Source organism: Neptunitalea lumnitzerae, from assembly GCF_027924185.1.
Taxonomy (GTDB): Bacteria; Bacteroidota; Bacteroidia; order Flavobacteriales; family Flavobacteriaceae; genus Neptunitalea; species Neptunitalea lumnitzerae.
On the sequence record NZ_BRVO01000005.1, the window covers coordinates 142,984 to 154,810 of the forward strand.

Here is an 11,827-nt window from a genome sequence, read left to right on the forward strand (position 1 = left end):
CCTTTATTGGTTTATAGGTATTTTTGCACTGGTTTATTTTATAAATTCATAAAAAATAAACCAGTATATTATGAAAAAATCAATTTCATTTATTTATTTACTATTCTTAGTGCTCACTTTAAGTTGTAGTAAAAACGATGTAGAATTCGAAGAAGCTGCAATTGACAATCCCTTTGACAAAGAAAATGCTTTAAACACCAATGCGCAGCGCAGTATGGGTTCTGGAGTAATGATGCAGGCCTTTTATTGGGATGTACCAGATGGTGGTACGTGGTGGAATACCGTGTCTACTAAAGTTGCTGATTGGAGTAATGCGGGTATTGATGCTATTTGGTTACCACCAGCAAGCAAAGCTCAAAACGGACCTTTTTCTATGGGGTATGATCCTTTTGATTATTATGATTTTGGTAATTACAATCAAATGGGAAGTACTGAAACCAGATTTGGGTCGTTAACAGAGCTTCAAAATTTAATTACTACAGCTCATAACTCAAACGTTAGCGTTATTGCTGATATTGTAATTAATCATAATAGTGGAGGAGGGTCTGAAGCGAATCCGTTTACAGGCGGGAATACTTGGACCGATTTTCAACCAGCATCCGGTAATTTCCTAAGATCTAGTTATGATTTTCACCCTAATGATTACCATAGCAATGATTATGGTGCTTTTGGAGGCTTCCCAGATTTATGCCATCACAAATCTTATGTACAAGATTGGTTATGGAACAATTCTAACTCTGTAGCAAAATACTATAAGAATACTATAGGTTTTGACGGTTGGCGTTTTGACTATGTGAAAGGTTTTGAGCCATGGGTAGTAAACTCTTGGGTAAATGCTGTTGGTGGTTTTGCTGTTGGTGAATATTGGGATAGCAATGTGTCTACTTTAGACTGGTGGACTAGTCAAGCAAATGCAAGTGCTTTTGATTTTGCTTGTTACTATGCCATGAGAGATGCATTTAGTAATAACGACTTAAATAACCTTAATAATAATATGTTATGGAAGGTAAATGGTAGTAAAGCTGTAACTTTTGTGGCAAACCATGATACCGATGAAATTTTTAACAATAAAATTTTGGCTTATGCCTACATTTTAACCCATGAAGGGTATCCTACTATTTTTTACAGAGATTATGAAGAATGGCTAGATAAGAATAAATTAAATAATTTAATTTGGATTCATAATAACTTAGCTAGTGGTAGTACCGATATTTTACATGTAGATAACGATGAGTATATTGCTAAAAGAAACGGATACAACTCTAGTGGGTTAATTGTATACATTAATAATAGTGATAGTTGGTTAGAAAGATGGGTGCCTACTAATTGGAGTAATACAGTAATTAAAGATTATACAGGAAATTCATCTTGGGAACCTACCACACAATCAGGTACTTGGGTTAAAATTCAGGCACCACCACACGGGTATACAGTATGGTCTACAAAATAATTTAAAAAAATATTTGGTATATTAAAATTATTTCTAATTTTGCACTTCCAAACGAAAGGAGGTGGTAAAGATATGTTGATTATACCTATAAAAGAAGGAGAAAATATAGATAGAGCGTTAAAACGCTACAAGAGAAAATTCGACAGAACGGGAACTATGCGTAAGCTAAGAAGCCGTCAGCAGTTCACGAAACCTTCTGTTGCTAAAAGAGCTCAGATTCAAAAAGCACAATATGTGCAACATTTGAGAGATCAAGAAGAAGTGTAAGCTTTGTCTGCATCATATAATTAAAATCCCGCTATTAGCGGGATTTTTTTGTTTATATTAGTTTGTAAAACATAAAAAAATGGAATCGTTAGAGGCTTTTATTAGGTATTTAAAATCAGAGAAAAATTATTCTCCTCATACCATATTGGCTTATCAGAAAGATATCGAGGCTTTTAAGTTGTATTGTATTTCTACTTATGAAGTGGAAGCTTTGGAAGAAGTAACTTATACTTATATAAGGGGCTGGATAGTTGAAATGGTTGAAGATGGGGTGTCTAATAGAAGTATTAATAGGAAGATAGCTTCTTTAAAAGCATTTTATAAATTTCTTATAAAAGTCAAAAAGATTTCGGTGAACCCTCTGGCTAAACATGTGGCGTTAAAAGTATCACAAAAAGCGGAGGTACCTTTTTCTGAAAAAGAAATAGATAAGGTGTTTTCTATGTTGGCTGAAGATACTTCCTTTGAAGGCTTACGCAATAAATTAATGGTAGAAATTTTGTATGGTACCGGTATACGAAGGGCTGAGTTAATTAATATTAAAGTTTCTGACATAGATTTGACCTCTAGTACTTTAAAGGTTTTAGGGAAAAGAAATAAAGAACGAATAGTTCCGCTGTTGCCGTTTATAATAGAGAGTTTTTATAAATACATGAGATTGCGTGAGAATATTGCAATAGAAGGTGATGTTAATTATTTATTTGTTGTAGAAGGGGGAGTTAAAGTTTCTGAAACGCTTGTTTATCGATTAATAAATAACTACTTTAGTATAGCATCAAGTAAGGTAAAAAAGAGTCCGCATGTGCTTAGGCATAGCTTTGCAACTCATTTATTAAACAATGGTGCAGATCTCAATTCTGTAAAAGAATTATTAGGGCATGCAAGTTTGGCATCAACTCAGAATTATACGCATACAAGTATTGCAGAACTAAAAAAGAGTTATTCAGGCGCGCATCCCAGAAGTAAAAAATAATTTTTTACAGAATATTAAAAATAATGTTGAACTTTAAATGTTGAGAAAATGAAAGTAAACACGCAATCTGTAAATTTCACGGTAGATGGAAAATTAGTCGATTTTATTCAAAAGAAAATGGATAAGCTAGATCAATTTTTTGACAAAGTAATTTGTGCTGATGTCTATTTAAAGGTAGAGAATACCAGTGATAAAGAGAATAAGATAGTGGAAGTGAAGGTGTCCGTTCCGGGCGATGAGTTTATTGTTAAAAAGCAACGTAAATCCTTTGAAGAGGGTATTGATTCAGCAGCAAATTCTTTAGAACGTATTCTATTGAAAAGAAAAGAAAGAGTAAGGGCGAGTGTTTAATGAAAATATTTTTCAAAAAATGTTTTGATTAAAAAAATAAATATATACATTTGCAGTCCGTTAGAAATAGCGGACTTTTTTTATGAAATATGCCGATGTAGCTCAGCTGGCTAGAGCAGCTGATTTGTAATCAGCAGGTCGTGGGTTCGAGTCCCTCTATCGGCTCTAAAAAAGTTCAGGAAAATATTGATAATGTTTGAGGGGAGATACTCAAGCGGCCAACGAGGACAGACTGTAAATCTGTTGGTTTTTACCTTCGCAGGTTCGAATCCTGCTCTCCCCACAATAAACGCGGGAGTAGCTCAGTTGGTAGAGCGTCAGCCTTCCAAGCTGAATGTCGCGAGTTCGAACCTCGTCTCCCGCTCTGAGATTTATTGTTTAAAAGCCGACGTAGCTCAGGGGTAGAGCGCTTCCTTGGTAAGGAAGAGGTCACGGGTTCAATTCCCGTCGTTGGCTCGATGCAAAGCAAAATTTTGAACACTAATATATAACTAAGATTAAAATTATTAAATCATGGCAAAGGAAACTTTTGATCGTTCCAAACCGCACTTAAATATTGGTACTATTGGACACGTTGACCACGGTAAAACTACTTTGACTGCTGCTATTACAACTGTATTAGCTAACGCTGGTCTTTCTGAATTACGTTCTTTCGATTCTATCGATAACGCTCCAGAAGAAAAAGAAAGAGGTATTACTATTAATACATCTCACGTAGAGTATCAAACTGCTAACCGTCACTATGCGCACGTTGACTGTCCTGGTCACGCCGATTACGTTAAAAACATGGTAACTGGTGCTGCTCAGATGGATGGTGCGATCTTAGTGGTTGCTGCAACTGATGGACCAATGCCACAAACTCGTGAGCACATCTTATTAGGTCGTCAGGTTGGTGTTCCAAGAATCGTTGTTTTCTTGAACAAATGTGATATGGTTGATGACGAAGAGTTATTAGAGCTTGTTGATATGGAGGTAAGAGATTTACTTTCTTTCTATGAGTATGATGGAGATAACGGGCCTGTTATTCAAGGTTCTGCTTTAGGAGCTTTAAATGGTGAGCAAAAATGGGTTGATTCTGTAATGGAATTAATGGATGCAGTTGATAACTGGATTGAATTACCTGAGCGTGATGTAGATAAGCCATTCTTAATGCCTGTAGAAGATGTATTTACAATTACTGGTCGTGGTACTGTTGCAACTGGACGTATCGAAACTGGTGTTGCTAATACTGGAGATCCTGTAGAGATTATTGGTATGGGAGCTGAAAAATTAACTTCTACTATTACAGGGGTTGAAATGTTCCGTAAAATATTAGATAGAGGTGAAGCTGGTGATAACGTAGGTCTTTTATTAAGAGGTATCGAGAAAACTGATATCAAAAGAGGTATGGTTATTTGTAAGCCAGGATCTGTAACTCCTCACACTAAATTCAAAGCAGAGGTTTATATCCTTAAGAAAGAAGAAGGTGGACGTCACACTCCATTCCATAACAACTACCGTCCACAGTTCTATTTAAGAACAACTGACGTTACTGGTACTATTACACTTCCTGAAGGAGTTGAGATGGTTATGCCAGGTGATAACTTAACTATTACTGTTGAGTTATTAAGCGCAGTAGCTTGTTCTGTAGGTCTACGTTTCGCTATCCGTGAAGGTGGTAGAACAGTAGGTGCTGGTCAGGTAACTGAAATTTTAGAATAATTCTCTAATATAGAATCAAAGGTGTCTCTTTGAGACGCCTTTTTCTTACGGGTGTAGTTCAATGGCAGAATAGCGGTCTCCAAAACCGTTGATGGGGGTTCGAATCCCTCCACCCGTGCAAAATAAATAAACTAAGAATGGCAGGTTTTGTAACGTATATTAAAGAATCTTACGACGAGTTAAAACACCATGTTACATGGCCTACATGGGCAGAAGGACAGAAGTTAATGGTAGTTGTTGCTGCTTTTTCTGTGATTTTTGCTTTGGCAATTTTTGGAGTAGATAAGGTGTTGGAATTTTTGATGAGTTCTTTCTTCGGTCTATTTAATTAATCTTATAAATTCTTGAACAATGGCAGAGGGTATTGTAAAACAGTGGTATGTAGTTAGAGCTGTAAGTGGCCAGGAAAATAAGGTTAAAACGTATATCGAAAATGAAATTTCTCGTTTAGGCTATGCTGATTATGTAGACGAGGTATTAGTACCTACAGAAAAGGTAGTTCAAATTCGTAACGGAAAAAAAATAAATAAAGAGCGTGTTTATTTTCCAGGGTATATTATGGTGAAAGCTAACCTTGGGGGAGAAGTTACGCATATTATAAAATCTATTACTGGTGTAATCGGATTTTTAGGAGAGGTTAAAGGAGGAGATCCTGTCCCTTTAAGAAAATCTGAAGTAAACCGTATGTTAGGTAAGGTAGATGAATTATCTGTGAGAACGGATAATGTTGTAATTCCTTATAATGTTGGTGAAACTGTAAAAGTAATAGATGGACCATTTAACGGTTTCAACGGAAGTGTTGAAAAAGTAAATGAAGAAAAACGTAAGCTTGAAGTAATGGTGAAGATTTTTGGTAGAAAGACCCCTTTAGAGCTTAGTTATATGCAAGTAGAAAAAATATAATTTTATTATAGAAAAGTGTATTTGCCAATAAATACACTTTTTATTAAATTTTGAACAATGGCAAAAGAAGTTAGTAAAGTAGTTAAACTACAAGTTAAGGGAGGTGCTGCGAATCCGTCGCCACCGGTTGGACCTGCTTTAGGAGCTGCCGGAGTTAACATCATGGAATTCTGTAAGCAATTTAATGCACGTACACAGGATAAACCAGGGAAGACACTTCCTGTTGTTATCACGGTTTACAAAGATAAGTCATTTGACTTTGTAATTAAGACTCCGCCAGCAGCAGTTCAATTATTGGAAGCGGCTAAGATTAAAAAAGGATCCGGAGAGCCAAACCGTAAGAAAGTAGCTAGCGTTACCTGGGATCAGGTAAAAGCTATCGCGGAAGACAAAATGCAAGATCTTAATGCGTTTACTGTAGAATCAGCAATGAGCATGGTTGCAGGTACAGCAAGATCTATGGGATTAACTGTTTCGGGTGATAAGCCTTTTTAAATCTTAAACGACTGGAAAAATGGCAAAATTGACAAAAAAGCATAAAGAGGCTTTAGCTAAAATAGAACCTAACAAATTGTACACTGTACAAGAGGCTTCTAACTTAGTTAAAGAAGTAAGTTACGTAAAGTTTGATGCATCTGTAGATGTAGCAGTACGTTTAGGAGTAGATCCGCGTAAAGCAAATCAAATGGTAAGAGGTGTAGTAACATTACCTCACGGAACAGGTAAAGATGTAAAGGTTTTAGCGTTAGTTACTCCTGATAAAGAGGCTGAAGCTAAAGAAGCTGGAGCAGATTACGTAGGATTAGATGAGTACCTTCAAAAAATTAAAGAAGGTTGGACAGATGTTGACGTTATCGTTACGATGCCTAGCGTTATGGGTAAATTAGGACCATTAGGTAGAATTTTAGGACCTAGAGGTTTAATGCCTAATCCAAAAACTGGTACAGTTACTATGGATGTAGCTAAAGCAGTTGCTGAAGTTAAAGCTGGTAAAATTGACTTTAGAGTTGATAAAACTGGTATCGTTCATGCTGCTGTAGGTAAAGCATCTTTTACTCCTGAGCAAATTGCGGGTAACGCAAATGAATTGATTCAAACATTAATTAAATTAAAACCAACTGCAGCTAAGGGTACGTACATTAAGTCGATCTATTTCTCAAGCACAATGAGTCCTAGTATCCCTGTAGATCCTAAAGCAGTTTAATTGGTAGTTATAAAATTTAGATCATGACTAGAGAAGAAAAATCATTGGTAATTGAAGATTTAACTGCGCAGTTGGCTGAAAACACTACTATTTATTTAGCAGATATATCTGGTTTAGATGCAGATACTACTTCTAAATTACGTAGAGCTTGTTTCAAAGCAGATATTAAATTAGCTGTAGTTAAAAATACATTGCTTGCTAAAGCAATGGAAGCTTCAGATAAAGATTTTGGTGAACTTCCTGAAACTTTAAAAGGTAGTACATCATTAATGTTCTCAGAAGTTGGTAATGCACCAGCTAAATTGATTAAAGATTTTAGAAAAAAATCTGAAAGACCAATCCTTAAAGGAGCTTTTGTAGAAGAAGCTGTATTTGTAGGGGATAATCAATTAGACGCATTAGCTAACATGAAGTCTAAGGACGAAGTTATTGGAGATATCATCGGATTACTTCAATCGCCTGCTAAAAACGTTGTTTCTGCTCTTAAGTCGGGTGGAGGTAAACTTGCAGGTATCCTTAAAACATTATCTGAGAAGTAAAAAACAGTATAGTATATACGCACTTTAATAATTATATATTTTAAAAAATTTAAACGATAGAAAAATGGCAGATTTAAAAGATTTCGCAGAACAATTAGTTAACTTAACAGTTAAAGAAGTAAACGAGTTAGCTGATATATTAAAAGAAGAATATGGTATTGAGCCTGCTGCTGCTGCTGTAGCTGTTGCTGCTGGTGCTGCTGGTGGTGGAGAAGCTGCTGCTGAAGAAAAAACTGAATTTGATGTAGTATTAAAAGCTGCAGGTGGTTCTAAATTAGCAGTTGTTAAATTAGTTAAAGAATTAACAGGTGTTGGTTTAAAAGACGCTAAAGATATCGTAGATGGTGCTCCTTCTACAATTAAAGAAGCTGTTTCTAAAGATGAGGCTGAAGGTCTTAAGAAGTCTTTAGAAGAAGCTGGAGCTGAAGTAGAGCTTAAGTAAGTTTTATAACAGCTGCCAAAGCTGTAAAATTTTGGTTTAGGTCTTGGGATAAGTATCTCCAAGACCTAAACCCTTTTACGTATATAATGATATGCGTTTTATATTTATTCTAATCTAAATTTTGTCCATTGATGTTATTAAATCAGACTGAAAGATTGAGTTTTGCCTCAGCAAAGTACACTCCTGAATATCCGGATTTCTTAGACATTCAAATTAAGTCTTTCCAGGATTTTTTTCAGCTGGATACCAAATCTGAAGAAAGAGGCAATGAAGGTCTATACAATACCTTCAAGGAAAATTTTCCAATCACTGATACCCGCAACCAGTTTGTACTAGAGTTTTTAGATTATTTTGTAGATCCTCCAAGATATTCTATCCAAGAATGTATAGAAAGAGGTCTTACATATAGTGTACCTTTAAAAGCTAGGTTAAAACTATATTGTACCGACCCTGAACATGAAGATTTTGAGACCATTGTACAGGATGTTTATTTAGGTGTAATACCTTATATGACTCCTAGTGGTACTTTTGTTATTAACGGTGCAGAACGTGTTGTTGTATCTCAGTTACACCGTTCACCTGGGGTTTTCTTTGGACAATCTTTCCACGCAAATGGTACTAAATTATACTCTGCTCGTATTATTCCTTTTAAAGGATCATGGATAGAGTTTGCTACCGATATTAACAGCGTTATGTACGCTTATATCGATAGAAAGAAAAAATTGCCTGTAACTACTTTGTTCCGTGCAATTGGTTTCGAAAGAGATAAAGATATTTTAGAAATTTTTGACCTTGCAGAAGAGGTGAAAGTTTCAAAAGCCGGTTTAAAGAGAGTTTTAGGACGTCGTTTAGCTGCACGTGTATTAAATACATGGCATGAAGACTTCGTAGATGAAGATACCGGAGAAGTTGTATCTATTGAAAGAAATGAGATTGTTTTAGATCGTGATACAATTTTAGAAAAAGAGCATGTAGAAGAAATTCTTGAAGCTGACGTTAAAACTATTCTTTTACATAAAGAAGAGAGTCAGTCTGCTGAATATGCCATTATTCACAATACATTACAAAAAGACCCTACGAACTCTGAAAAAGAGGCAGTAGAACATATATACCGTCAATTACGTAATGCTGAACCGCCAGATGAAGAAACGGCGCGTGGTATTATTGACAAATTGTTCTTCTCTGATCAACGTTATAACTTAGGTGAAGTTGGTCGTTATAGAATGAACAAAAAGTTAGGACTTGATATTCCTATGGATAAGCAAGTTTTAACTAAAGAAGATATTATTACCATTGTAAAATATTTAATTGAATTAATTAACTCTAAAGCAGAGATTGATGATATTGACCACTTATCTAACCGTCGTGTACGTACAGTAGGTGAGCAGTTATCAGCTCAGTTTGGTGTTGGGTTAGCACGTATGGCTCGTACTATTAGAGAGCGTATGAATGTAAGAGATAACGAGGTATTTACCCCGATTGACCTTATTAATGCTAAAACATTATCATCGGTTATTAATTCGTTCTTTGGTACTAACCAGTTATCTCAGTTTATGGATCAAACCAATCCATTAGCAGAGATTACACATAAGCGTCGTCTATCGGCTTTAGGACCAGGTGGTCTTTCTCGTGAAAGAGCAGGTTTCGAGGTTCGTGACGTTCACTATACACACTATGGTCGTTTATGTCCTATTGAAACACCTGAAGGACCAAACATTGGTCTTATCTCTTCATTAGGGGTATTTGCTAAAGTTAACAATATGGGATTCATTGAAACTCCATATCGTACAGTAACAGATGGTACCGTAGATTTAAGTAAATTTGATTACCTAAGTGCTGAAGAAGAAGAGGATAAGTTAATTGCTCAGGCAAACATTCCACTTGATGAAAATGGTAAGATAATTGTAGATAAAGTAATTGCAAGAGAAGAAGGTGACTTCCCTGTTGTTGAACCTAGTCAGATTCATTATACAGACGTTGCACCTAACCAAATTGCATCTATATCTGCATCGTTAATTCCATTCTTAGAGCACGATGATGCGAACCGTGCGTTGATGGGATCTAACATGATGCGTCAGGCAGTTCCTTTATTACGTCCGCAAGCACCAATTGTTGGTACAGGATTAGAAAGAAGAGTAGCTTCAGATTCTCGTGTGTTAATAAATGCAGAAGGAGATGGAGAAGTAGAATATGTAGACGCTCAAAAAGTTACGATCAAATACGATAGAACTGAAGAACAACGTATGGTTAGTTTTGATTCAGATTCTAAAACATATGATCTTATTAAATTCCGTAAAACTAACCAAGGTACTTCTATTAACCTTAAACCTATTGTTAGAAAAGGTGATAGAGTTGCTAAAGGTCAAGTATTATGTCAAGGGTATGCTACCGAAGGTGGTGAGCTAGCTTTAGGACGTAACATGAAAGTTGCGTTTATGCCTTGGAAAGGATATAACTTTGAGGATGCGATTGTAATTTCTGAGAAAGTTGTTAGAGAGGACATCTTTACATCTATTCACGTAGATGAGTACTCATTAGAAGTAAGAGATACCAAACTAGGAGCAGAAGAGTTAACAAATGATATTCCTAACGTATCTGAAGAAGCTACTAAAGATCTTGATGAATACGGAATGATTAGAGTAGGTGCAGAGGTGAAACCTGGTGATATCTTAATTGGTAAGATTACTCCAAAAGGTGAATCAGACCCTACTCCTGAAGAAAAATTATTACGTGCTATTTTTGGTGATAAAGCAGGTGATGTTAAAGATGCATCATTAAAAGCTTCTCCATCATTAAATGGTGTGGTAATTGATAAGAAGTTATTCGCTAGAGCTATTAAAGATAAGCGTAAGAGAGCTAAAGATAAAGAGGATATTTCTAAATTAGAATTAGAATACAGCTCTAAATTTGAAGCTTTAAAAGATTTACTTATTGAAAAACTATTTGTTTTAGTTAATGGAAAAACTTCGCAAGGAGTTATGAATGACTTAGGCGAAGAAGTTTTACCAAAAGGTAAAAAGTATACGCTTAAAATGCTTAACTCTGTAGAAGATTTTGCTCACTTAGTACACGGAAACTGGACTACTGATGATGCTACTAATGCTATGGTTGCAGATTTATTACACAACTATAGAATTAAATTAAACGATCTTCAAGGAGCTTTAAGAAGAGATAAGTTTACTATTTCTGTTGGGGATGAATTACCATCAGGAATTATGAAACTAGCTAAAGTTTACATTGCTAAGAAACGTAAGCTTAAAGTAGGTGATAAAATGGCGGGTCGTCACGGTAATAAAGGTATTGTAGCACGTATTGTACGTGAAGAAGATATGCCTTTCTTAGAAGACGGTACACCTGTAGATATTGTACTTAACCCACTTGGGGTACCATCACGTATGAACATTGGTCAGATTTATGAAACTGTATTAGGTTGGGCTGGTCTTAAACTTGGTAGAAAGTTTGCTACACCAATTTTTGACGGTGCATCGTTAGATCAAATAAACGAGTTAACTGACGAAGCAGGTATTCCTAGATTTGGTCATACACACTTATATGATGGAGGTACAGGTCAACGTTTTGATCAGGCAGCTACTGTTGGTGTAATCTACATGCTGAAATTAGGTCACATGGTTGATGATAAGATGCACGCACGTTCTATTGGACCTTACTCTCTTATTACTCAGCAACCTCTTGGTGGTAAAGCACAATTTGGAGGTCAGCGTTTTGGAGAAATGGAGGTATGGGCATTAGAGGCTTATGGTGCTTCTAGTACGCTTAGAGAAATTTTGACAGTTAAATCGGATGACGTTATAGGTAGAGCTAAAACTTACGAGTCTATCGTTAAGGGTGAGCCAATGCCAGAACCAGGATTACCAGAATCGTTCAATGTATTAATGCATGAACTTAAAGGTTTAGGTTTAGACATCAGATTAGAAGAATAAAAAGTTTCAGGCCTTGTGCCTGAAACTTCATTAAATTACACTTAATTCATTATCAC

General features: G+C 35.8%; 12 protein-coding genes and 5 tRNA genes. All 17 read left to right on the forward strand.

The window, feature by feature from the left end:
• The first annotated feature begins 70 nt into the window (after window positions 1-70).
• On the forward strand, window positions 71-1,450 hold the full coding sequence (locus Y10_RS16700; protein ID WP_281766566.1) for an alpha-amylase: 1,380 nt from the start codon (window positions 71-73) through the stop codon (window positions 1,448-1,450).
• Window positions 1,451-1,522: 72 nt separating this feature from the next.
• Window positions 1,523-1,717, forward strand: a complete 195-nt coding sequence (gene rpsU / locus Y10_RS16705; protein WP_281766591.1) for a 30S ribosomal protein S21 — start codon at window positions 1,523-1,525, stop codon at window positions 1,715-1,717.
• A 79-nt stretch (window positions 1,718-1,796) separates the two neighbouring features.
• The gene (locus Y10_RS16710; protein WP_281766567.1) at window positions 1,797-2,690 is read left to right on the forward strand and encodes a tyrosine-type recombinase/integrase; all 894 of its coding nucleotides are present in this window, start codon (window positions 1,797-1,799) and stop codon (window positions 2,688-2,690) included.
• 48 nt (window positions 2,691-2,738) lie between these two features.
• A complete protein-coding gene (gene hpf / locus Y10_RS16715; protein WP_281766568.1) occupies window positions 2,739-3,041 on the forward strand; it encodes a ribosome hibernation-promoting factor, HPF/YfiA family in 303 nt (100 codons plus the stop codon).
• A 91-nt stretch (window positions 3,042-3,132) separates the two neighbouring features.
• Window positions 3,133-3,206, forward strand: a tRNA-Thr gene (locus Y10_RS16720).
• A 35-nt stretch (window positions 3,207-3,241) separates the two neighbouring features.
• Window positions 3,242-3,324: transfer RNA gene (locus Y10_RS16725), tRNA-Tyr, on the forward strand.
• A gap of 8 nt (window positions 3,325-3,332) precedes the next feature.
• Window positions 3,333-3,405, forward strand: a tRNA-Gly gene (locus tag Y10_RS16730).
• 20 nt (window positions 3,406-3,425) lie between these two features.
• Window positions 3,426-3,497, forward strand: a tRNA-Thr gene (locus tag Y10_RS16735).
• A 57-nt stretch (window positions 3,498-3,554) separates the two neighbouring features.
• Entirely contained in the window at window positions 3,555-4,742 is a 1,188-nt protein-coding gene (gene tuf / locus Y10_RS16740) for an elongation factor Tu (RefSeq protein ID WP_281766569.1), read from the forward strand.
• Window positions 4,743-4,789: 47 nt separating this feature from the next.
• Window positions 4,790-4,860: transfer RNA gene (locus Y10_RS16745), tRNA-Trp, on the forward strand.
• Window positions 4,861-4,879: 19 nt separating this feature from the next.
• Window positions 4,880-5,074 carry a preprotein translocase subunit SecE gene (secE, locus tag Y10_RS16750; RefSeq protein ID WP_281766570.1) on the forward strand — a complete coding sequence of 65 codons (195 nt, stop codon included), beginning with the start codon at window positions 4,880-4,882 and terminating at the stop codon, window positions 5,072-5,074.
• Window positions 5,075-5,093: 19 nt separating this feature from the next.
• Window positions 5,094-5,645, forward strand: coding sequence for a transcription termination/antitermination protein NusG (gene nusG / locus Y10_RS16755; RefSeq protein ID WP_281766571.1), 552 nt, complete (start codon window positions 5,094-5,096; stop codon window positions 5,643-5,645).
• Between the two features lie 57 nt (window positions 5,646-5,702).
• Complete coding sequence (gene rplK, locus Y10_RS16760; RefSeq protein ID WP_281766572.1) at window positions 5,703-6,140, forward strand: 50S ribosomal protein L11; 438 nt, start codon at window positions 5,703-5,705, stop codon at window positions 6,138-6,140.
• A gap of 19 nt (window positions 6,141-6,159) precedes the next feature.
• Complete coding sequence (rplA, locus tag Y10_RS16765) at window positions 6,160-6,849, forward strand: 50S ribosomal protein L1 (protein ID WP_281766573.1); 690 nt, start codon at window positions 6,160-6,162, stop codon at window positions 6,847-6,849.
• 23 nt (window positions 6,850-6,872) lie between these two features.
• Complete coding sequence (rplJ, locus tag Y10_RS16770; RefSeq protein WP_281766574.1) at window positions 6,873-7,388, forward strand: 50S ribosomal protein L10; 516 nt, start codon at window positions 6,873-6,875, stop codon at window positions 7,386-7,388.
• 64 nt (window positions 7,389-7,452) lie between these two features.
• On the forward strand, window positions 7,453-7,830 hold the full coding sequence (rplL, locus tag Y10_RS16775) for a 50S ribosomal protein L7/L12 (protein WP_281766575.1): 378 nt from the start codon (window positions 7,453-7,455) through the stop codon (window positions 7,828-7,830).
• 131 nt (window positions 7,831-7,961) lie between these two features.
• The gene (gene rpoB / locus Y10_RS16780; RefSeq protein WP_281766576.1) at window positions 7,962-11,771 is read left to right on the forward strand and encodes a DNA-directed RNA polymerase subunit beta; all 3,810 of its coding nucleotides are present in this window, start codon (window positions 7,962-7,964) and stop codon (window positions 11,769-11,771) included.
• Window positions 11,772-11,827 lie beyond the last annotated feature (56 nt).

Excerpts from the sequence above, each read along its gene's own strand:
- hpf (WP_281766568.1), top strand. The coding sequence starts at position 2,739 with ATGAAAGTAAACACGCAATCTGTAAATTTCACGGTAGATGGAAAATTA.
- rplJ (WP_281766574.1), top strand. The coding sequence starts at position 6,873 with ATGACTAGAGAAGAAAAATCATTGGTAATTGAAGATTTAACTGCGCAG.
- rpsU (WP_281766591.1), top strand. The coding sequence starts at position 1,523 with ATGTTGATTATACCTATAAAAGAAGGAGAAAATATAGATAGAGCGTTA.
- rplK (WP_281766572.1), top strand. The coding sequence starts at position 5,703 with ATGGCAAAAGAAGTTAGTAAAGTAGTTAAACTACAAGTTAAGGGAGGT.
- Y10_RS16700 (WP_281766566.1), top strand. The coding sequence starts at position 71 with ATGAAAAAATCAATTTCATTTATTTATTTACTATTCTTAGTGCTCACT.
- rplA (WP_281766573.1), top strand. The coding sequence starts at position 6,160 with ATGGCAAAATTGACAAAAAAGCATAAAGAGGCTTTAGCTAAAATAGAA.
- tuf (WP_281766569.1), top strand. The coding sequence starts at position 3,555 with ATGGCAAAGGAAACTTTTGATCGTTCCAAACCGCACTTAAATATTGGT.
- rpoB (WP_281766576.1), top strand. The coding sequence starts at position 7,962 with ATGTTATTAAATCAGACTGAAAGATTGAGTTTTGCCTCAGCAAAGTAC.
- rplL (WP_281766575.1), top strand. The coding sequence starts at position 7,453 with ATGGCAGATTTAAAAGATTTCGCAGAACAATTAGTTAACTTAACAGTT.
- Y10_RS16710 (WP_281766567.1), top strand. The coding sequence starts at position 1,797 with ATGGAATCGTTAGAGGCTTTTATTAGGTATTTAAAATCAGAGAAAAAT.
- nusG (WP_281766571.1), top strand. The coding sequence starts at position 5,094 with ATGGCAGAGGGTATTGTAAAACAGTGGTATGTAGTTAGAGCTGTAAGT.
- secE (WP_281766570.1), top strand. The coding sequence starts at position 4,880 with ATGGCAGGTTTTGTAACGTATATTAAAGAATCTTACGACGAGTTAAAA.